Raw genomic sequence first — 19488 nt, forward strand, 5'->3', positions numbered from 1 at the left:
GGAGCAGTCGGCAGGATTTTGTGTGCCCAGCGAATTATGTTGAAATTTACCGGCCGCTTTGGCTGTTTGCCCAAGCGGAGTTGGTCTGTGACTCGTTGCGCGCTGCATGGGCAGCCCGGACCCCGTTTTTGTAACCTGAACATGACGTATTCTTTTCGCATTGCCGCCACGGCTTGCTGCTTGTTGCTAACGGCCGCCGCGGCCCAGGCCCAGGTAGTAGCCGGTTTGGGGCGTTCCACCAGCAAGCCGGTTGCCGACGGCATCATCGTGAAGGTGGATAATCAGATTGTGCTGCGCTCGGAGTTGGAGGGCATTTACGCCCAGCAGCAAATGCAGGCCGAGGGCAAGCCGCTTCCCCCCGATCTGCGCTGCCAGATTCTGCAGTCCCTCACGCTTAACCGCTTGCTGCTGGCCAAGGCCGAAACCGATTCGGTGGTGGTTAACGAAGGCCAAGTGACCAACGAGCTAAACCGCCGCATGAACTACTTCATCCAACAGATTGGCTCGGAGAAGAAGCTGGAAGAGTACTACAACAAGCCCCTCCGGCAACTGAAAGAGGAGCTGCGCGGGCAGGTACACGACCAGCTGGTGCAGCAGAAAATGGAGGAGGAAATTTCGGGTAAGGTCACCGTGACCCCGCGCGAAGTGCGTCAGTTCTTCAGCCGCATTCCCAAAGACAGCATCCCCTACTACTCCACCGAAGTGGAAGTGGGCCAGATTGTGAAGCTGGCCAAGCCCGACGACAAAGCCGAGCAAGCCACGGTAGCCAAGCTTAACGAGCTGCGCGCCCGCATTCAGGCTGGTGAAAGCTTTGAAAAGCTGGCCAAGGAGTTTTCCGAAGACCCCGGTTCGGCCAAGGAAGGCGGTTACTTGGGCTTTTTTAAGCGCCGCGAGCTGGTGCCCGAGTACGAGGCCGCAGCCCTGCGTATGGAGCCGGGCGGGTTGTCGCCGGTGGTGAAGTCGCAGTTCGGCTACCACCTCATTCAGTTGATCGAGAAGAAAGGCGACAGTTTCAGCTCGCGCCACATTCTGCTGAAGCCAGCCACCGGAAACACCAATATTTCGGCCGCAGCCACGGAGTTAACCAAGCTTCGCACCCGCATTCTGGCCGACAGCATTTCGTTTGCGAAGGCCGCCAAGGATTTGTCGGACGATAAAAACACCGGCGCGAACGGCGGCCTGTTGGCCAACCGCCGCGACGGCGGCAGCCGCTTGCCCCTCGATCAGCTCGATCCGGCCATTTTCTTCACCATCGACACCATGAAGGTGGGCAGCATTACGCCCCCCATGCCCTACCGCACCGATGATGGCAAAGACGCGGTGCGCATCCTCTGGCTGAAGTCCAACACGCCGCCCCACCAGGCCAACCTGAAGGACGATTACCAGAAAATTGCCACCGCCGCCCTCAACGAAAAGAAAAACAAGGCGCTTGACGCGTGGTTTCTAAAGAACCGCGGCACGGTATACCTCGAAGTCGATCCTGAGTTTTCGGGTTGCTCCGTGCTTTCCGTCGGGAAATAAGTAGTTGCTGGTTGCGTAATGTAGGGCTGGCTGCCGCAACCTGCGGCCTTGTACGCCCGACCATAGCAGACTCATACCTGGCAACAGGCCACCGATAACTCATCGAATGCGACAATACTCATCGGATAAGGAAGCCGCCGACGCGCTGGCTCAGGCCTATAAAACGCTGCGGCAGGAGATTGGGAAGGTCATTGTAGGGCAAGACGAAGTGGTGCGGCTGTTGCTGACGGCCGTTTTCTCGCAGGGCCACGCCCTGTTGGTGGGCGTGCCGGGCTTGGCCAAAACGCTGCTCGTGCAAACCGTAGCCGATGCCCTGGACCTCTCGTTCAACCGCATTCAGTTTACGCCCGACCTGATGCCCTCCGACATCGTGGGCTCGGAGACGCTCAACAACCAGCGCGAGTTTCACTTTGTGAAGGGCCCGGTTTTCGCCAACATTATTCTGGCCGACGAAATCAACCGCACGCCGCCTAAAACGCAGGCCGCGCTGTTGGAATCGATGCAGGAGTATGCTGTAACGGTAGCCGGGCAGCGCTACCCCCTGCAGCGGCCGTTTTTCGTGCTGGCCACGCAAAACCCCATCGAGCAAGAAGGCACCTATCCGCTGCCCGAAGCCCAGCTCGACCGTTTCATGTTCAACATCACGCTGGACTACCCGAGCTACGAGGCGGAACTGCAGATTGTAAAGAACACCACGGCCGACATTAAGCCCACGGTGCAAAAAATCCTCCACGCCGACGACATCGAAGCCTTTCAGCATTTGGTGCGCCGGGTACCCGTGACGGACAATGTAATCGAGTACGCTGTGGGCTTGGTACACAAAACGCGCCCCGGTACGGCCCGCGCTGCCGCCCGCGCCACGCAGTTGCTGGAGTGGGGTGCTGGTCCGCGTGCTTCGCAGCACCTCATTGTGGGTGCCAAGTGCAACGCGCTGCTTAACGGCAAGTACTCACCCGATATTGAGGATGTACGCGCTGTGGCGCCGGCCATTTTGCGGCACCGCATCGTGCGTAACTTCAAGGCCGAAGCCGAAGGCACTACGGTCGACCAGATTGTACAAGAACTGCTTTAGTCATTAATCATTTATCATGCGGCCTTTTAACCGCCCCGCCACTTGGCAGGCCTAAAATGTTGGCTGATAACTGATCAATGTTAACTGATAAATGACCTAACATGGAAGTTCAAGGCTACTACGACAACTTTCCGCGCAACCTCCACATGGTGGACGATGCCCTGCGCGCCGGCCTCGATTTGCGCACCACGGCACTGGAAGTTTCGCTGCCCCTAGAAATTTACGTACTGAGCGAAGTGCTCAACCAAGCCGGTGGCCAGTTTCGCCTGACCTCCGACGGGCTCAACCGCGTGGCCGAGTTCAAGCAGCAGTACGAAGCCAGCTTCGACGCGACCAATGCCGCCATGCAGCATATTCTAAGCGACGCCAAGGCTTACATGCGTACTCCTGAAGGCCGCGTACTAACCAAGGAAATGCTCATTCGCCGGCTGGAATTTTTTAATGAAGCCGCCCGCCAGGTAAACGTGATGCGCACCCAACAGTCGCTCGGCAGCCCGGCCCAATACAAGCACCCGCATTTGCCAGAAGCCGCGCTGATTTCGACGCTGCCGCGGTAAGGCCTACGCCTTCAGTTGATAACAACAAGGAGCCCCGGCTGCATAGCTGCAGCCGGGGCTCCTTGTTGTTATCAACTGAAGCAATTGGGATACCTACCCCAAGTGCTTCCACTGGTCCTGCTTGCGAATTTCGGCGTGGCCATCTTGGGAATGTTCGAGGTTTAACTCCCCTTCGGGCTCCTTTTTGAGGCTGCTGGGCACCTCGGCGCCGTGCGGACCTTTGGAGTTAGTTACGCCGCCATCCACAAAATACAGGGCCCCGGTTACGTAGCTGGCTTCATCAGAGGCTAGGAACAAGTAAACATTGGCCACTTCCTCGGGCGTGCCGCGGCGGCCCATGGGTGTGCCTTCCACAGTTTGCTTCTCCATTTTGGCCGACATTGGGCCGGTTTCCTTGTGTGTCCAGGCGGTATCAATGGGGCCGGGACATACGCAGTTGGCGCGTACGCCCTCCTTGGCCTGCTCGGTGGCTACGCCCTTCATGAAGGCGTGAATAAAAGCCTTCGTGCCACCGTAGGGCGTATTTTCGGCAATACCCATCCAGCCGGCCTCTGAGCCCGCCGACACCACGTTGCCCCGGGTTTTCTGCAGCTCTGGCATGGCGGCCCGCGTCATCATGAAGCAGGAGTAAATGTTGTTCTTCACCATGTACTGAAACGCATCGACGGGGTACTTGTCGATGGTGGAGGTGGCCGGAAAAACACCCGCGTTATTCACCAGGATATCGAGTTTGCCGTACTGCTCACGCGCCAGCAGCACGCAAGCTTCGGCCGTTTCCTGCACCGATAAGTCGCCGGTAAAGGCCACGGCGCGCCCGCCCTGCTGGTTGATTTCTTCCACCACCTCGTGCACGGGGTCTTCCACAAATCCAGCCACCACCACGGCGGCCCCTTCCTTGGCAAACCGTTTGGCCACGGCCTCGCCAATACCTGAGCCTGCGCCCGTTACGATGGCTACTTTGCCTTCTAATCGATTCATTGTTTAGGTGTTTGGGGTAGAAAGGATGCAAAAGGCACCCTATGGCCGGGCACCAGCAAAAGCTAACGCAGCCCAGCAGCCGGGGTTTGTCGTAAAGCCGTATTTTTCCTGTCTCTGCCCCCTGCGGCAACCACCCCTCTGCATTGTGCGTGGCAGAGTAAATTCCTTTGACTATGGCCTTGCTGCCTAGCCCGTCGGCGGCGCCCATTACCACGGAGCGCCTCTTGCTTCGTCCTTATACCACCGCCGATGCCTTGGCTTTTTTTACGGTGCTCGATGCTGACCGTGAACGGCTCCAAAGCGCCTTCCCACGCCGCATAGCCGCCGTACAAACCCTCTCCGACGCCCAGCAAACCTTGCGTACATACGCCGCCAACTGGCGTCAGCGGCGTTTGTTAGTGTGGGGAATCTGGCGGCACACCGACGGCCTGTACCTCGGCGACATCAGCCTGCAGCCTGATACTGCCCGCGCCCGGATGGGCGAAATCGGCTATTATCTCGCCAATTCCGCTGAGGGCCAAGGCTACGCCCGGGAAGCCTTGCAGGCTATAGTAGCATATGCTTTCGGTTCGGCCCTTAACAGCCAGCAGCTCATTCTGCGCTGCCGGCCCGATAATATCCGCAGCATTGCCACTGCCGAAGCCGTCGGCTTTCAGCGTAGTCGGGCACAGTTCGAGCCCGGAATCTGGCAGTACGAACTGCGAAACGAGTCATGACTACGTTAATCACGCTTGAGCGTGGTCAGGAAAAACTCGCGGTTGAAGTTGATGTAAGTCCCAAACGAGAATTCAATCTGGCGGCTGCGGAAATCATAAAACGGCTCGAAGCGGGTAGATAGCGTGAGGCCGTCGGTGAGCTTGTAGTCGCTGAAAAACCGCAGAATCAGCAGCTGGCGGTTGCGTTCGGTATAATCGGGGCTGTTCACGGTGTACGAAATCGACTGGTAGAGCGGGCCGCCTTGGGGTGCAATGAAGCCCTTGCCGTGCCAGTAAGCCACTTGTAGTTTGGTTAGGCGCGTATCTACGCCGGCGTTCAGGTACAGGCCCGTTCCGCTTTTGTAGGGCAGTACTTTGGTAAAGGAGTAATCCTGGTAGTACACGCCGTAGCCATCGAAATGCACCGCGTGGAAAAACGACGAGGCCAGTTCCTTGCGCACGCGCAGGCCACTGGCCACGTTAAAAAGCGTAGTCAGCGGCGTAGAAATGGTGTCGATTTGGCCGCCTCGGTGAATGGCCAGAAACTGAAACGGCACCCGTACCCGCAAGCCCGCAGTAGTATCGTGGACCACGGTGGCATTGGCTACCAACCCACCGGCTACCTCCTCTTGAAAATTGCTAAACCGGTACTGCTGCCGCTGCCAATCCACCCAGGCATCCACGTCGAAGCGGCGGGTGGTCAGCTGGTACTGCATGCCTTCTTCCAGGCGGTTCAGCATCACCCGCTCAAAATCGAAAAGCGGCTCGATGTAGCCGTGGTTCAGGTGAGCGTCGATGTTGCCGAACAAGATGCGGTGCGGGCCGCGTTGGTAAATAGCCGTGAACATGGGGCGCACCTGGCGCAGGCGCGGCGTACCGTAATCTTTGTAGAGAAACACGCCTGCTTCTAGCCTTAGCTCAGGACTGGGATAGTACACCAAGCGCGGAGCGAACTGGGTGCCGTAGTAGGTACGCCCTTCGAAGATTTTATTGAAATACTCGTTGTCCTTTGTAAATAGAAACGCCTCCACGGCTAGGCGTAGCTGGTTGTTGTGCTCGGCGCGTACAGGCCGCCGGTACTCAAACGCGCGGTTATCGAGTTGCGCCCATGCTAACTGGCTTGTAAAACACAGAGCCCCAATAGCTAATAGTTTTAGCAAATATTTTCTCATATATTTATTGCTCAACTGGCACAAAACCGGGCTTGCCTGTGTTAGAAAAAGCTGTCTGCAATGGACGCTAACGGGGTTTTCTCCGTAGTATTCCGACGCTTGGCAGTTACGCCTTAACAGCGACTTTCAAACCTACATCATATCTTCCCAACGCACGCACACATGGCTGCAACCACTGACAAAACGGTGAACCAAAACGCCGAAAAAATGAAGGCTCTCCAGCTCACCATGGACAAGCTGGACAAGGCTTATGGCAAGGGCACCGTCATGAAGCTGAGCGACAATAAGGTGGTGGACATTCCCGCCATCAGCACCGGTTCGCTGGGCTTGGACATTGCCTTGGGCATCGGCGGCGTGCCGCGTGGCCGCGTCATCGAAATCTACGGGCCGGAATCGTCGGGTAAAACCACGCTGACCCTGCACATGATTGCCGAGGCGCAGAAGAAAGGCGGCGTGGCCGCGTTCATCGACGCCGAACACGCCTTCGACAAGAGCTACGCCGAGAAGCTGGGCATTGACACAAGCAACCTGCTCATCGCTCAGCCCGACAACGGTGAGCAAGCCTTGGAAATTGCGGATCAACTGATTTCCTCGGGTGCCATCGACATTATTGTAATTGACTCCGTGGCTGCCCTGGTGCCGAAAGGCGAATTGGAAGGTGACATGGGCGATTCGAAGGTGGGCTTGCACGCCCGCCTCATGAGCCAGGCCCTGCGTAAGCTCACCGGTACCATCAACAAAACTGGCTGCTGCTGCGTGTTCATCAACCAGCTGCGCGAAAAAATCGGCGTGATGTTCGGCTCGCCCGAAACCACTACCGGTGGTAACGCCCTGAAGTTCTACGCTTCGGTTCGCCTTGACATCCGCCGTATTGGCCAGATCAAGGAGGACAAAGACAACGTAACCGGTAACCGCACCAAGGTGAAGGTGGTGAAGAACAAAGTAGCACCGCCCTTCAAGGTGGTCGAGTTCGATATCATCTACGGTGAGGGCATCAGCAAAGTCGGCGAAATCCTTGACTTGGCTACCGACATGGAAATCATCCAGAAGTCGGGTTCGTGGTTCTCGTACAACGGCAACCGCCTGGGCCAGGGCCGCGAGGGTGTGAAAACCATTCTGCAGGACAACCCCGAGCTGGCCGACGAAATCGAAGCCAAAGTGCGCCAGAAGGCTAAAGGTGAGCCCGAAGCCGTAGCCGCCGCCATTCCGGTGGACCTGAGCGGCCCCGAGGACGGCGAAGACACGCTCTAAGCCTGTTGCTCTAAACGAAAAAAGCCCGCTGCCCTCCGCAGCGGGCTTTTTTATTGCCCGCTGCAAAGCTCATGTGAGCGTTGTCGTTGTTATGACATCATCCGGCGTTTCACACTTGAAAACCAGCGGTAAAAAGCCCGAATCGGCAACCAAACGACTGGCCATTGCAGTACATACCCCCTGACCGTAGCCGGGAGTTTCGCTGGGCGGGGCATCTGGCTATATTTGCTGGCATCCACTTTGCGTAGGAGCCAGCCACCACTGATTTGATTGTTCGCGTGTTTACCTTTTCCAACCGCCGCTGGCTTTTGCTTACCCCCGCGCTGCTGCTCTCAACGGCGCTGGGACTCACCGCTTTTACACCTACCGGTGCCGAGCAGCGCGCCATACGCAACGAAAGTTTTGGCCGGGGCGAGGAAATTCGGTACAAAGTGCACTACGGCCTGTTGACAGCCGGCGAGGCGGTAATTGAGGTTTCCAACGAGATTCAGCGCATCAACGACCGACCCTGCTTCAAGGCCACGGTAACGGGCCGCACGAATGGGTCCGTGGACCTCTTCATGAAAGTGCGCGACACCTGGCGTTCCTACATCGACACCACCAGTATTTTGCCGCAGAAGTTCTTCCGTAACATCGAGGAGAACAACTACCGCAAAAAGGAAACGATTGATTTCGACCACCTGCGCGACGTGGCCGAGGTGGAATCGAAAAAGAAGGGCAAAGACGTGAAGAAGAGCACCCACAAGGTGCCCGACAACGTGCAGGACCTCGTTAGCGGCTTTTATTTTTTGCGCACGCTCGATTACAGCAACCGCAAGGTGGGCGAGCAAATCAAGGTGCAGGGCTTCTTCGACGATGAAGTATTCGATATGACCGTGACCTACAAGGGCCGGCAGAACGTAGATACCAAAGCCGGCGTGATTCGGGCCATTCGTCTCACGCCCAGAATGCCCTCCAACAAGCTGTTCCGCGGCGAAGACGCCATTAGCGTGTACCTCTCCGACGACCGTAACAAGATTCCGGTGCTCTTCGAGGCCGAAATGTTCGTGGGCTCGGTGAAGATTGATATGTACAAGTACAGCGGCCTGAAAAGCCGTTTAGCCTTGGTGACGAAGAATTAGAGCCCTGCTATATCCGGCCAAGGGTGTCGCGCTAGCTGTTTACAAAAACGTAACACGCCTGCTGTCAGGGTTAGCGGTATTTTTGCGGCGGAACGCGTGTTCGTTCTCCTTAGCTGCTTACTGCCGTGCAACAGCCCTCTGCCTCCGCATCTACTCTTTACAAGGTATTGGTGGTCGATGACGACCCCGATATCCTGGAGCTGCTTGAGTACAACCTGCGCAAGGAAGGCTACGAAGTGGCCACGGCCACCGACGGCCGCAAAGCCGTGGACCTCGCGCCGCAGTTCAACCCCGACATCGTGCTGCTGGACGTAATGATGCCGAACCTCGACGGCATTGCGGCCTGCCGCGAGTTGCGTGCTCAGCCCCGCTTTAAGGACACCTACATCCTGTTCCTGACGGCCCGCTCCGAGGAATTCTCGGAAGTAGCGGCCTTCGAAGCCGGCGCCGACGACTACCTGAGCAAACCCATTAAGCCGCGCGCCCTCATGAGCCGGCTAGCCGCCGTGGTGCGCCGCGACCTGGAGCCCACCACCCCGCAGTCCGACGTTATCGATATCAACGGCTTGCGCATTGACCGCACGGGCTTTGCCGTGTACCAGGAAGGCCGCAAAATCTCGCTTCCCAAAAAGGAATTCGAGCTGCTGGCGTTTCTGGCAGCCTCGCCCCACAAGGTATTTGGCCGCGACGAGCTGCTGCAGAACATCTGGGGCAACGACGTTTTTGTACTGGCCCGCACCGTGGATGTGCACGTGCGCAAAGTGCGCGAAAAAGTAGGCGACCATCATATCCAGACGATCAAGGGCGTTGGGTATAAGTTTAACGCCGATAACTGAGAAGTTGCCCGCTACGAGCTGCCCGTTGTCCGTCCGCTTTCCTGGCATGATAACCCACAACGAGCAACTCGAAACGATCAACCAATACCAACCGCGGAATTGCGACTTTTGGGGTGAAAAACAATCGCCACGCTGCGGCGGCTCACGGAGCCGGCCGGGTTTCGGTGCGCCGAGACGATGACGGGGCGGTGTTTTCCGCTCACGATTCGTCGCTTCCTTTTGTGTTCAACCTCAACCTCTCGTCGCGGGTCATTGCCATCCTCATAGCCCTGTTGGTGGGTGGGGTATTGACCTTCTTCGCTTACATGGCCCCTACGCTGCCGTTTGAACAGGCCATGCTGGCTGGCGGTATCACGGTAGCGGCCTGCTTTCTGCTGGTGTACCTCTCGTTCGAGGCCCTGATGTTCCGGGAAATTAACAACATCTACGCCGGCCTGGAGCACGTGAAGCGCAAGGAGTTTCGGCGCTTGTCGAACAAGTTTCTGTTCCGGCCCGAGCCGCTCAAACGCATGCGCGAGGAAATCTTGGACATGGCCGTGCGTCGCCAACACGAAATCGACGAGCTGCGCCGCCTTCAGCAGCTCCGTTCCGATTTTCTGGCCGATGTATCGCACGAGCTGAAAACGCCCATTTTTGCCGCCCAGGGTTTCGTACACACCGTGCTCGACGCGGGCGAAGACGAAGAGTTCATCCGCGAAAAATTCCTACTAAAGGCCGCTTCCAGCCTCGATGCCCTCGACGCCCTGGTCCAGGACTTGGTAACCATTTCGCAGCTGGAAAAAGGTGTGGTGCGCATGCGCCGGCAGGTGTTCGATCTGGCCCTGCTGGTGCGGGAGATTTTCGAGCAATTAGAATTGAAAGCCGCCAAGCGCGGGGTTACGCTGGAACTACTGCCTGCTACCTTACCCACCGAAGGCGTACGTGTACTGGCCGACCGCAACCGCATTCGGCAGGTGCTTATAAACCTCATCGACAACGCCCTAAAGTACGGCCGCGAGCAAGGGCAAGTGACCGTAACGCTGCACGAAGCCAGTAAAAGCGTACGCATTGCCGTTTCTGACGACGGCGAAGGCATTCCCGAAGAGCACCAGCGCCGCATATTCGAGCGTTTCTACCGCATCGATAAAAGCCGCTCGCGCGACTCAGGCGGCTCGGGGTTGGGCCTGGCCATTAGCAAGCACATTGTGGAAGCGCATAAATCCACCATTCGGGTGCGTAGCGCGGTGGGCCAGGGCACCACCCTGGAATTCAAGCTGGCCAAACCCCGCACCCCGGCTTACGACTGATAGCAGGCGTTGCTGCACTACAAAAAAAAGCCGGCCCTGCGCTGCAGGGCCGGCTTTTATTCTCGCCAAACGGCGCTACTTGCTGGATTTGCGGCCCGATCCGCCCGGTTTTTTGCCGCCGCCGTCCTGCTTGTTTACTGTGGCCCAGGCTCGGCGTTCGGCTTCTTCTTCGGAAAGGCCTTGCTTTTCGTAGCCTTCCTCAATGTGTTCTGCTTTGCGAATTTGCTTGTCCGTGTACTTGGACTTATCTCCTTGTGGCATGATTCCGGTAGGTTATGGTTGAGGAAACGCGCAGCAACAGAAAGGTATACGCTCCCGTGCACGCCGGGTTAGTGGGCAAATCGAACAGGGAGTTAAAGCAGGGTGGTATCTTCGTTGGCTTAATTCGCTTTGCCATGCGCCACGTTGCCGATATTCCGCATCCCGATATTAAAATCACCCTGCTGGCCTGGAACGGCAAGTACCTGCTCAAGCTGGAGCAAGGTATGCTGGAACAAACCTATAAAGTGAGCGAGCTGGACCTGATTGGGGGCGACGCCGAAATGCGCCAGCTGCTTGACGAGACGTTCCTGGCATCGGCCACACAGCGCTTCCAGGACATGCGCGCGGATCTGCACGCGGCCTTGGAGCGGCACGACCTGCTGTAAGCGCATTTTTCCCGAACGATTTAACGAGCTACTTCCATGAACCGCTTTTCAACCCATTTTTTCGGCTTTCTTTTTCTGCTGGCGGTGCTACCCACGGCCCGGGTAGCCGCGCAGGTATACGACGTACGCACCAGCACCGTGAACGTGGACAAGCGTGAACGGCCCGCGCTGAAAGTTCAGGTAGAAGGCAGCACCGCTCTGGTGCGGGGCTTTTTCCAGGACTTCATGAAGGAGACCTACAACATCAAATTCAAAACCGGCGGCGTGTTGGGTCTGGGCGGCAGCAAAGAGGTGCTAACCGCGAAGCAGACTCCGGTTTCGAGCGTTTCGGGCAAGTTGATCGACTTTTACGCCAACGTAGTGGCCCCCACCGATACCACTACTGAAGTCCAGGTGTTTGCTTCCTTCGACAACGGCACCACCTGGATTGACCCGGAGCGGACGCCCTCTGAGTTTGCGGCCCTGCGCACCATCGTCAACAACTTCGCCCAGGAAGCCCGTCCTTACTTCTACAAGGTGCAGGTGCAGGAAGCCGAGAAAATGTTGGTAACCGCCCAAAACGAGAAGCAGCGGCTGGAAAAAGACACCAAAACGACCCAGGAGAATACCACCAGTAACCTGGCCAAGATTCAGCAATTGCAGGAGCAGAACGAGAAAAACGCGGCCCGCGTGAAGGATAACGAAGAGAAGCTGGTGCAAAACGCAGCCAGTGTGGAACGCCAGAAAGTACTCCTCCAACGCCGACGTGACCGTTTGTCGGCCCTGGGCCGTAAATAACCCGCGGCAATTCCGCTTCCGAACCGCTGCTCCCTCCATGGACAACTCCAATTCCAACCCCTCTCCTCTCGATACCCTGCGTCAGCTGAAAGAATGGCTCGACGCGGGCACCATCACGCCGCAGGAGTTCGAAACGCTGAAGCGCAAGCTGCTCTTCGATGAAAAGGCCCAGGCGGCCGGCACCAGCCCTACGCCCACGCCGGTTACGCCGCCTCCCGCTCCTACGGCATTCGACAGCTCCTACCCACAACCCGTGCAGGCGCGCCCCCTCACCCCCGCGCCCCACACGGTGCCCCCGCCCACAACCGACCCGCTACTTCCGCCCAGCCTGAACGATTCGCCCAGCCAGCCGCCACTGAAACCGGTTGCGCTCGACCCCATTACCCACCGGCCCACGGAAGCGCCCATGCCGCGCATGCCCGAGCCCGAAGCTGAGGTCGAAGAAGATCCGGCCATTTTCGAGCGGGAGCCGGCTCGTCAGCAGCCGTTGGCGGCGGTGCTCATCATTGGTGGCATTGTATTGCTGCTCGCCGTGGTGGCTTACCTGCTGCTGGGCAACCGTTCCTCCGAGCGTCTTACCAGCAGCAGCATGACGGCTGCCGACTCCGCCACCGTGGCCGTGGAAGAAGGCCCACAAGCCGAGCAGTTGGAGTTGCCGGCCGTGGCCGCTCCCGAAACCGTGCGGGTGCAGCCGGTTGTGCCTGTAACGCCCGCCGAAACAACTGCCACGGCCCCTGTTGCGCCCCCCACTGAGCAGCCTGCCGCCGCTACGTCGCCTCCCGCTGCCGAAAACGAATCGGCGCTAAAAAGCCGCGTGCAACGTACGCTTACGGCGCTTTACAACGACATGGAGGCGGCTCCCTTCAACGCCGGTCAGCATTTTGCTCCGCAAGTAGAGCGGTTTTACACCTTGCAAAACACTACTCCTGCCGCCATCGAGGAAGAGTTAAACCGCTCCCACTTTCCCGAGTTTCTGGAAAGTGAAATCAGTTTCGACCCCGGCACCCTGCAAATCAGCCCGGTGGCCGAAGACGGCACTGTAATGGTGCAGTACCAGGAACGCGGCCGGAGCCTACGCAAGTCGCGCAACCAGTACCAGCAAACCGTGGCCCAGGTACGCGCCCGCATCGACCGGAGCGGCAAAGTCACGTATTTCCGGCAGGAACGTCTGCTCCAAAACACGTTCACAGACGCGGCTGCCCCCACCCCGCCTGCAACCGAATAAGCTTTCTGCATGCATGCATTCCAGCCTGTTTTTCGCCGCTGGCTACTTCTGGGCATCCCGTTGCTCTTGCTTTCGGGCTGCCTGAACATCATCAAGCCCCGCAGGGAATTCACGGCGTACACTCCTTCTGCTGCCCCTAACTACAGCCAGCCCGAAAGCTGGGCCGCACTCCCCACCCGCGCCGATGCCGCCGACCAGCTTCCTGCGGGCACCGACCTGCAAGACCGTCAGGCCCAAGCCCCGGCCGATGTATTTTTCGTGCATCCCACCACGCTGTTTAAGCCTTCCGCCTGGAATGCCGACCTGGCCGATGCGCAGCTCAACAGCTTCACCGATAACTCGGTCATTCGGAAGCAGGCCAGCGTGTTTAACGCTGCGGGCCGCATTTACGCCCCGCGCTACCGCCAGGCCACGCTTATCTCGTTTTTCGACAGCACGGCCAACGGCAAGCTGGCCCTGGAACTGGCCTACGGCGATGTACGCGCCGCTTTCGAGTTTTATTTGAAGCACCACAACCAGGGCCGGCCCATTATTGTAGCCGGTCACAGCCAGGGCACCCACCATGCCCGGCGTTTGGTGCGCGAGTTCTTCGACCAGGACCCCAAGCTGCGCCGGCAGCTGGTAGCGGCCTACCTCATCGGGTTCGATGTGCCGCGCAGCACCTACCAAATGCTTCAGCCCTGCACCGACTCCTTGCAAACAGGCTGCTACGTGAGTTGGAACACAGCCGAGTGGGGCTACGAATTTACCCCGTTCCGCAATGCGGTGGTAACCAACCCGCTTACCTGGGCCCTCGATACCGCCGCCGCGCCCGCTGCCCTCAACCGCGGCAGCGTCCCCATCGGCTTCGACAAGATAGAGCCCAACGTAGCCGACGCGAAGATTCACAACGGCGTGCTTTGGATGCACCCTCCCGAATCCAACGGCTACCCGCGGTTTTTACTTCCCGGCCAGCCGCTACTACGCCATTCCTTCCACATCGCCGATTACGGCCTGTACTACATGAACCTACGCCGCAACGCCGTGGCGCGGGTGCAGGCGTGGCAGCGGCGGCAGTGAGGTTAATCAGCGTCGGTTTCTCCTGTTAGCCAAAGCAAGTGCTGCTTATAAAACTGCTCGAACAGAACAAACGCCGAGTTATTTGGAAGCCTTCGACTGAAAAGGCGATACTCTTGCCAGAACGTCTTCTCATCAAACCCATCGAAGTCAATGGCTGAATAGAAAGCGGCTTTTTGCAGCCACCGCGCAATGAGTGCCGAAGCTTTTATCAGACGATAGTGTCGGCGCCATGATGCTGGGTTATAAAGTTTGAATTCATACGATTCGCAGCAAATAGCAATTAGTCTAAAGCCATTTTCCAGGAGCCCACGTATTGCGAATTTTCGATCTTCTGTCATCGTGCTCAAAGTAACCCCTATCGACACAAAAAAGCCCGCTGACACGAGGCCAGCGGGCTTTTTATTGCAACTAGTGATGCTTAAGCACCGATAGCCACACGCTTGAAATCCGATACCGTCATGCCTTTCGACGTTTTGTCGAGCAGCTGAGCAATGGTTACCGAATTGTCCTTTACGAACTCTTGGTTCAGGAGGGTATTCTCTTTGTAGAACTTGTTGAGCTTGCCTTGGGCAATCTTCTCCAGCATAGCCTCGGGCTTGCCTTCGGCACGCGCCTGCTCTTTACCGATTTCGATTTCACGCTCCACCGTGCCCGAATCCACACCGTCTTTGTCAACGGCTACGGGGCGCATGGCTACGATTTGCATCGCAACGTCGCGGCCTACGGCTGTTACGTCGGCACCGCCTACGTTCTTCAGGCCCACCAGTACGCCTTTCTTGTTGTCGGAGTGGATGTACGAGGCCACCTTCTCAGCGGTCATGTTCTCGTAAGCCACCACGTCCAGCTTCTCGCCGATTTTACCCATCAGGTCGGTGATGTGGTCTTGCAGCGAACGGCCGTCGGCTTGGGCCGAAGCCAGCAGGTCTTCCTTGGTGCCGGCGTTGCTCTGCACAGCGGCATCCAAGATTTGCTGCGCCAGGGCTTTGAAGTCGGCTACTTTCGATACCGGCTCGGTTTCGCAAGCCAAGGCAATCAGTTTGCCGTTGGTGCCGTCGGCGCTTACGTTGGCCAGCACCAAGCCTTCCGACGTGGCGTTGTCCGAACGCTTGTCGGCAATTTTCTGGCCCTGCTTGCGCAGAATGTCCCGAGCGGCTTCGAAGTCGCCATCGGCTTCTACCAGCGCTTTTTTGCAATCCATCATGCCCGCACCGGTCATGGTGCGCAGCTTGTTCACGTCTGCGGCGGTAATTGCTGCCATTGTGTTTAAGAAGTTAGTAGCTAGAAGCTAGGATTTTGAACGAGGGAGAGGAAAGAAGGAAACGGAAAGAAGCTAGGAGTCAAAAACCAGAATCGAATGGGCTACGGGCCAACATCACGAATTCCAGCTCCTGACTCCTAGCTTCTAGCTCCTCCAATGATTATTCGTCGGCGGTCTGCTTTTCCTGGATGGCTTCTTCGTCAGCCTGCTTGCGGTCGGCGTCTTCTTTGTCCACCTTGCGCTCCGACAGACCTTCTTCGATAGCCTTGCTGATAGCACCTACGATCAGGGCTACCGACTTCGAAGCGTCGTCGTTGGCGGGAATGGCGAAGTCAACGAGTTCGGGGTTTGAGTTCGTGTCGCAGATTGCAAACACCGGGATACCCAATTTGTGGGCTTCCTTCACGGCAATGTGCTCACGCTTCACGTCCACGATGAACAGAGCAGCGGGCAGGCGGCTCAGGTCGGCAATGCCGCCAAGTACGCGCTCCAGCTTCTCCCGCTCACGCGACAGCATCAGACGCTCACGCTTAGCAATGGCAGCGTAGGCGGTGTTTTCCTTCACCATCTTGTCGATGGTGCTCATTTTCTTCAGCGACTTGCGCACGGTGGCGAAGTTGGTGAGCATACCGCCCAGCCAACGGTCGGTCACGTACGGCATTTTGAGACGCTTGGCCTCTTCCGTAACGATTTCCTGCGCCTGCTTCTTGGTGGCCACGAACATGATCTTCCGACCCGACTTGGCAATGTTGCGGATGGCCGACGAGGCCTGGTCCAGCGACACCAAGGTTTTGTTCAGGTCGATGATGTGGATGCCGTTCTTCTCCATGAAGATGTACGGCGCCATTTTCGGGTCCCACTTGCGGGTAAGGTGACCAAAGTGGGCACCGGCATCCAGCAAGTCTTTATAGGTGATGGACTGAGCCATAATGTAAATTCCTCTGGATTAGCGTTTCGAGAACTGGAACGAGCGACGAGCCTTGCGGCGGCCCGGCTTCTTACGCTCCACCATGCGGGGGTCGCGGGTCAGGAAGCCTTCCTTCTTCAGGGCCGGACGGGTTTCGGCATTTTCTTCAACCAAGGCCTTCGAAATGGCCAGGCGAATTGCTTCGGCCTGGGCGCTGATGCCTCCGCCGCGCACGTTAACGCGCACGTCGTACTTACCCACGGCATCGAGCGTGGTGAAGGGCTGGTTGACGATGGTTTCCAGGAGCTCGTTGCTGAAGTACGACTTCATGTCCCGGTCGTTGATAGTGATAATCCCTTGCCCGGCTTGCATGTAGATGCGAGCCACCGAGGTTTTTCTTCTACCAGAGGTGTTGGTGATTTCCATGAGTTAAACAAAAAGGAAACGCGGCCGTGGGGCGCACGTCGAAAATGCTTACAGATTGGTCAGCGAAACCGTGGTGGGCTGCTGGGCCTGGTGCGGGTGCTCGGCACCGGCGTACACGAACAAGTTGCGGAACTGCTCGCGGCCGAGGCGGTTGCCTTGCAGCATGCCTTTCACCGCGTGCTCGATTACCGAGGGCGAATTCTTCGCCTTCTTGTCGCGCAGGTTGATGCTACGCTGACCGCCGGGGTAGCCCGTGTGGCGCAGGTAGATCTTGTCCGTCATTTTCTTGCCGGTCACGCGCAGTTTGTCGGCGTTGATGACAATGACGTTGTCGCCGCAGTCGGCGTTCGGGGTGAACGAGGGCTTGTGCTTGCCACGCAGCATGTTGGCAATCTGGCTGGCCACTCGTCCGAGCGTGTTGTCGCTGGCGTCCACAACAACCCAGGCCTTATCGGCCGAGGCTTTGTTTACCGAGCGCGTTTTGAAGCTCAGATGATCCATGGATCAGGAAGTTGATGGTTGGGTAAGTATTTACGATTCAGCCACAAACCCTGAGAAGAAGGCACAGGGTCCGGGAAAAACGGACACAAAATTAGCGCTTTTCCCTTGATATGCAAAGCAGTAAGTGGATAAAGCCGTGTAGCACGCACTTTTAGTTCGCCTTACACAGCGCGAACTACCCGCATAAACAGCATCGAAAGGACATTTACCTAAAGGGAATTCGAACCAGAATCAGCTTCGCCACCCTATGAGCGTGCTATTAGCTGTACTGCCGCAGCGTTTCCACCAGCACCCGGAAATCCTTGGGGTACTCGGCTTCCACACTGATTGGCTCGCCGTCGAGGCCGGCGAAAGTGAGCTGGCGGGCGTGCAGGGCAAAGCGCTTGATGAAGGGCTGCTCTTCGTCGCCTTGCTTCACGTTGAACTTGCGCTTGATGGACGAAAGGTAGAAATCTTCGCCGCCGTACATGGTGTCGCCCACAATGGGGGCCTGCAGGTACATCAGGTGCAAACGAATTTGGTGCATGCGGCCGGTTACGGGCATGCATTCAAATAGCGTATGGCGGCTGAATGTTTCCAGCGTACGCACCAGGGTTTCGGCGGGCTTGCCGCTGAAAGCCAGGCGGGCTTTGCCTTTGGTGGTGGTTTCGATGTTGCGCTCAACCCGCAAGCCCTCGATGTGGTGCACACCCCAGCTTACGGCGTGGTACACCTTTTTTACCTTGCGGTCCTCAAACTGCATGGCCAAATGGCGGTAGGCCGCCGGGTTCTTGGCCAGGGCCAGGGCGCCGCTCGTTTCCTTGTCGATGCGGTGCGCAGCCTGAATGTCGTCGTAGTGCTGGCGAGCGAGACGCAGGATGTTGGGGGCGCCCCCTACCCGCTCATCGAGCGTGGCCAGAAACGGCGGCTTATTGATGACGAGGTAGTCCTCGTTTTCAAAAATGATGAGGTCGTGGAATGCGGGTAGCTTCATATCAGGCTGGCAAAGGTACGGCCTCGGGCAGCAAAAGTATGGGGTGGTGGCAGGTTAGGTGGCACGCAAAATAAAACGCCCGCGGGAAGGCCGCGGGCGTTGCGTTAGAACGGGTTGGCGTCGGCGCTTACAATACGGTATGCAGAATTACCCATAGCGACACGGCTGATATGGCAATCCACAGCGTCAGACCCTGAATGAAGGGCTTTGCTCCCACGGCTTTCAAAACTTTTGTCGATAGCCCGGCGCCAATCAGAAAGAGCGTTACCGTGAGCCCCACTTTGGCCAAGCGCACCAAAAACGGGGCGAAAGATTGTAATGCCGGCACGTAGGTAACCAATAGCATGGCGCCGATGAAGCCCAGGATGAAATAAGGCAGCTTTACTTTGGTGCCCGGGGTTTTAAAAAGCACGGCCGTGCCCAGCGCCACCGGAATAATCCAGAGGGCACGGGCCAGCTTTACGGTGGTGGCAATTTGCAGAGCTTCGTCGCCGTAGTGGCTGGCGGCACCCACTACCGAACTGGTATCGTGAATGGCAATGGCGGCCCACAACCCAAACTGGTTCTGGCTCATGCTCAGCGCCTCGCCAATGATGGGAAACAGAAACAAAGCCACGGCATTCAGCACGAACACGGTACCCAGCGCCACCGACATTTCTTCTTCCGACGCTTTCATAACTGGCCCTACGGCGGCAATAGCCGAGCCGCCGCAAATGGCAGTGCCGCTGGCAATAAGGTGAGACGTACGGCGCGAAATGCCCAACCACCGACCCACCAAATAGCCCAGCACGAGCGTGCCCGCAATAGAGGCCACGGCAAACACGATGCCTTCGCGGCCGGCCTGCAGGGCGGTGTGGGCATTCATGCCAAAACCCAGCCCGATGACCGACCATTGCAGCAGCTTGCCAGTGTACTGCTTGCTCTGCGCCGGAAACGGATTTCCCATCGTTAATGCCAACGCTAGGCCTAAAGCCAAAGCTAGCGGCGGGGAGCCCCACGGAGAGAGGCAAACCAGCAGCAAGAATCCGAACAACAGCATGGCGGGCGTAACGCGCCAGCGCCCCACGTGGAACGAGCGAGCTTGAAAAGCAGCAAAAGAGCTGCGGGCGTGGTCGGTTGGGGAGGACCGATAAGGTATGCGGTGGGCGGTTTTCACGAAAAGGGCGCTGGCAATAAGGACGCCAAAAGTACGGCCTCCCCCCTTTTTCGGATAATCATAATTGGTT

At 57.7% G+C, this 19488-nt stretch carries 22 protein-coding genes; 12 read left to right on the forward strand and 10 right to left on the reverse strand.

What is annotated here, in order from left to right; translation table 11 throughout:
* Nucleotides 1-141: 141 nt before the first annotated feature.
* From ABD903_RS05430 to ABD903_RS05440, 3 genes are all read left to right on the forward strand, one after another.
* Nucleotides 142-1521, forward strand: a complete 1380-nt coding sequence (locus tag ABD903_RS05430; protein WP_345222104.1) for a peptidylprolyl isomerase — start codon at nt 142-144, stop codon at nt 1519-1521.
* 106 nt (nt 1522-1627) lie between these two features.
* Complete coding sequence (locus tag ABD903_RS05435; RefSeq protein ID WP_345222105.1) at nt 1628-2593, forward strand: AAA family ATPase; 966 nt, start codon at nt 1628-1630, stop codon at nt 2591-2593.
* A gap of 101 nt (nt 2594-2694) precedes the next feature.
* Nucleotides 2695-3150: a hypothetical protein gene (locus ABD903_RS05440; RefSeq protein ID WP_345222107.1), complete on the forward strand. Its 456-nt coding sequence runs from the start codon at nt 2695-2697 to the stop codon at nt 3148-3150.
* A gap of 93 nt (nt 3151-3243) precedes the next feature.
* Here the strand turns inward: ABD903_RS05440 and ABD903_RS05445 are convergent, their stop codons facing one another.
* Entirely contained in the window at nt 3244-4128 is an 885-nt protein-coding gene (locus ABD903_RS05445) for an SDR family NAD(P)-dependent oxidoreductase (protein ID WP_345222109.1), read from the reverse strand.
* 173 nt (nt 4129-4301) lie between these two features.
* On the opposite strand from ABD903_RS05445, the gene ABD903_RS05450 reads away from it, so the two are divergent.
* Complete coding sequence (locus ABD903_RS05450) at nt 4302-4844, forward strand: GNAT family N-acetyltransferase (protein ID WP_345222111.1); 543 nt, start codon at nt 4302-4304, stop codon at nt 4842-4844.
* 5 nt (nt 4845-4849) lie between these two features.
* Here the strand turns inward: ABD903_RS05450 and ABD903_RS05455 are convergent, their stop codons facing one another.
* Nucleotides 4850-5854: a hypothetical protein gene (locus ABD903_RS05455; protein ID WP_345222113.1), complete on the reverse strand. Its 1005-nt coding sequence runs from the start codon at nt 5852-5854 to the stop codon at nt 4850-4852.
* 303 nt (nt 5855-6157) lie between these two features.
* Here ABD903_RS05455 and recA point away from each other — a divergent pair, with 303 nt between their 5' ends.
* The 4 genes from recA (at nt 6158) to ABD903_RS05475 (ending at nt 10489) form a co-directional block, all read left to right on the forward strand.
* Nucleotides 6158-7246: a recombinase RecA gene (gene recA / locus ABD903_RS05460; protein ID WP_345222114.1), complete on the forward strand. Its 1089-nt coding sequence runs from the start codon at nt 6158-6160 to the stop codon at nt 7244-7246.
* A gap of 278 nt (nt 7247-7524) precedes the next feature.
* The gene (locus tag ABD903_RS05465; protein WP_345222116.1) at nt 7525-8367 is read left to right on the forward strand and encodes a DUF3108 domain-containing protein; all 843 of its coding nucleotides are present in this window, start codon (nt 7525-7527) and stop codon (nt 8365-8367) included.
* A 125-nt stretch (nt 8368-8492) separates the two neighbouring features.
* Nucleotides 8493-9203 (forward strand): response regulator transcription factor, encoded by a 711-nt coding sequence (locus ABD903_RS05470; protein WP_345222117.1) that lies wholly within the window; start codon nt 8493-8495, stop codon nt 9201-9203.
* Nucleotides 9204-9316: 113 nt separating this feature from the next.
* Nucleotides 9317-10489, forward strand: coding sequence for a sensor histidine kinase (locus ABD903_RS05475; protein ID WP_345222119.1), 1173 nt, complete (start codon nt 9317-9319; stop codon nt 10487-10489).
* Nucleotides 10490-10564: 75 nt separating this feature from the next.
* On the opposite strand, the gene ABD903_RS05480 is transcribed toward ABD903_RS05475, so the two are convergent.
* Nucleotides 10565-10750 (reverse strand): hypothetical protein, encoded by a 186-nt coding sequence (locus tag ABD903_RS05480; protein ID WP_345222121.1) that lies wholly within the window; start codon nt 10748-10750, stop codon nt 10565-10567.
* Nucleotides 10751-10884: 134 nt separating this feature from the next.
* Here ABD903_RS05480 and ABD903_RS05485 point away from each other — a divergent pair, with 134 nt between their 5' ends.
* Genes ABD903_RS05485 through ABD903_RS05500 form a run of 4 tightly spaced genes read left to right on the forward strand, consistent with a single transcriptional unit; the run spans nt 10885 to nt 14197 of the window.
* Nucleotides 10885-11136 (forward strand): hypothetical protein, encoded by a 252-nt coding sequence (locus ABD903_RS05485; RefSeq protein ID WP_345222122.1) that lies wholly within the window; start codon nt 10885-10887, stop codon nt 11134-11136.
* A gap of 36 nt (nt 11137-11172) precedes the next feature.
* A complete protein-coding gene (locus ABD903_RS05490; protein ID WP_345222123.1) occupies nt 11173-11913 on the forward strand; it encodes a coiled-coil domain-containing protein in 741 nt (246 codons plus the stop codon).
* Nucleotides 11914-11950: 37 nt separating this feature from the next.
* Nucleotides 11951-13138, forward strand: coding sequence for a hypothetical protein (locus ABD903_RS05495; protein ID WP_345222124.1), 1188 nt, complete (start codon nt 11951-11953; stop codon nt 13136-13138).
* A gap of 9 nt (nt 13139-13147) precedes the next feature.
* Nucleotides 13148-14197, forward strand: a complete 1050-nt coding sequence (locus tag ABD903_RS05500; protein ID WP_345222125.1) for a DUF3089 domain-containing protein — start codon at nt 13148-13150, stop codon at nt 14195-14197.
* Nucleotides 14198-14199: 2 nt separating this feature from the next.
* Here ABD903_RS05500 and ABD903_RS05505 read toward each other — a convergent pair whose 3' ends face one another.
* From ABD903_RS05505 to ABD903_RS05535, 7 genes are all read right to left on the reverse strand, one after another.
* Entirely contained in the window at nt 14200-14535 is a 336-nt protein-coding gene (locus ABD903_RS05505) for a hypothetical protein (RefSeq protein ID WP_345222127.1), read from the reverse strand.
* A gap of 80 nt (nt 14536-14615) precedes the next feature.
* Entirely contained in the window at nt 14616-15455 is an 840-nt protein-coding gene (gene tsf / locus ABD903_RS05510) for a translation elongation factor Ts (protein WP_345222128.1), read from the reverse strand.
* Nucleotides 15456-15615: 160 nt separating this feature from the next.
* Nucleotides 15616-16383 carry a 30S ribosomal protein S2 gene (rpsB, locus tag ABD903_RS05515; RefSeq protein ID WP_345222129.1) on the reverse strand — a complete coding sequence of 256 codons (768 nt, stop codon included), beginning with the start codon at nt 16381-16383 and terminating at the stop codon, nt 15616-15618.
* A gap of 18 nt (nt 16384-16401) precedes the next feature.
* The gene (gene rpsI / locus ABD903_RS05520) at nt 16402-16788 is read right to left on the reverse strand and encodes a 30S ribosomal protein S9 (RefSeq protein ID WP_345222131.1); all 387 of its coding nucleotides are present in this window, start codon (nt 16786-16788) and stop codon (nt 16402-16404) included.
* A gap of 48 nt (nt 16789-16836) precedes the next feature.
* Complete coding sequence (rplM, locus tag ABD903_RS05525; protein ID WP_345222132.1) at nt 16837-17289, reverse strand: 50S ribosomal protein L13; 453 nt, start codon at nt 17287-17289, stop codon at nt 16837-16839.
* 259 nt (nt 17290-17548) lie between these two features.
* A complete protein-coding gene (locus tag ABD903_RS05530; RefSeq protein ID WP_345222134.1) occupies nt 17549-18262 on the reverse strand; it encodes an RluA family pseudouridine synthase in 714 nt (237 codons plus the stop codon).
* 127 nt (nt 18263-18389) lie between these two features.
* Nucleotides 18390-19418, reverse strand: coding sequence for a YeiH family protein (locus tag ABD903_RS05535; protein WP_345222136.1), 1029 nt, complete (start codon nt 19416-19418; stop codon nt 18390-18392).
* Nucleotides 19419-19488 lie beyond the last annotated feature (70 nt).

It is taken from the genome of Hymenobacter koreensis, assembly GCF_039541855.1.
Taxonomy (GTDB): Bacteria; Bacteroidota; Bacteroidia; order Cytophagales; family Hymenobacteraceae; genus Solirubrum; species Solirubrum koreensis.

Excerpts from the sequence above, each read along its gene's own strand:
- rplM (WP_345222132.1), bottom strand. The coding sequence starts at position 17,289 with ATGGATCATCTGAGCTTCAAAACGCGCTCGGTAAACAAAGCCTCGGCC.
- ABD903_RS05430 (WP_345222104.1), top strand. The coding sequence starts at position 142 with ATGACGTATTCTTTTCGCATTGCCGCCACGGCTTGCTGCTTGTTGCTA.
- ABD903_RS05480 (WP_345222121.1), bottom strand. The coding sequence starts at position 10,750 with ATGCCACAAGGAGATAAGTCCAAGTACACGGACAAGCAAATTCGCAAA.
- ABD903_RS05490 (WP_345222123.1), top strand. The coding sequence starts at position 11,173 with ATGAACCGCTTTTCAACCCATTTTTTCGGCTTTCTTTTTCTGCTGGCG.
- ABD903_RS05500 (WP_345222125.1), top strand. The coding sequence starts at position 13,148 with ATGCATGCATTCCAGCCTGTTTTTCGCCGCTGGCTACTTCTGGGCATC.
- rpsB (WP_345222129.1), bottom strand. The coding sequence starts at position 16,383 with ATGGCTCAGTCCATCACCTATAAAGACTTGCTGGATGCCGGTGCCCAC.
- ABD903_RS05450 (WP_345222111.1), top strand. The coding sequence starts at position 4,302 with ATGGCCTTGCTGCCTAGCCCGTCGGCGGCGCCCATTACCACGGAGCGC.
- tsf (WP_345222128.1), bottom strand. The coding sequence starts at position 15,455 with ATGGCAGCAATTACCGCCGCAGACGTGAACAAGCTGCGCACCATGACC.
- ABD903_RS05530 (WP_345222134.1), bottom strand. The coding sequence starts at position 18,262 with ATGAAGCTACCCGCATTCCACGACCTCATCATTTTTGAAAACGAGGAC.
- ABD903_RS05505 (WP_345222127.1), bottom strand. The coding sequence starts at position 14,535 with ATGACAGAAGATCGAAAATTCGCAATACGTGGGCTCCTGGAAAATGGC.
- ABD903_RS05485 (WP_345222122.1), top strand. The coding sequence starts at position 10,885 with ATGCGCCACGTTGCCGATATTCCGCATCCCGATATTAAAATCACCCTG.
- ABD903_RS05440 (WP_345222107.1), top strand. The coding sequence starts at position 2,695 with ATGGAAGTTCAAGGCTACTACGACAACTTTCCGCGCAACCTCCACATG.
- ABD903_RS05445 (WP_345222109.1), bottom strand. The coding sequence starts at position 4,128 with ATGAATCGATTAGAAGGCAAAGTAGCCATCGTAACGGGCGCAGGCTCA.
- rpsI (WP_345222131.1), bottom strand. The coding sequence starts at position 16,788 with ATGGAAATCACCAACACCTCTGGTAGAAGAAAAACCTCGGTGGCTCGC.
- ABD903_RS05435 (WP_345222105.1), top strand. The coding sequence starts at position 1,628 with ATGCGACAATACTCATCGGATAAGGAAGCCGCCGACGCGCTGGCTCAG.
- recA (WP_345222114.1), top strand. The coding sequence starts at position 6,158 with ATGGCTGCAACCACTGACAAAACGGTGAACCAAAACGCCGAAAAAATG.
- ABD903_RS05495 (WP_345222124.1), top strand. The coding sequence starts at position 11,951 with ATGGACAACTCCAATTCCAACCCCTCTCCTCTCGATACCCTGCGTCAG.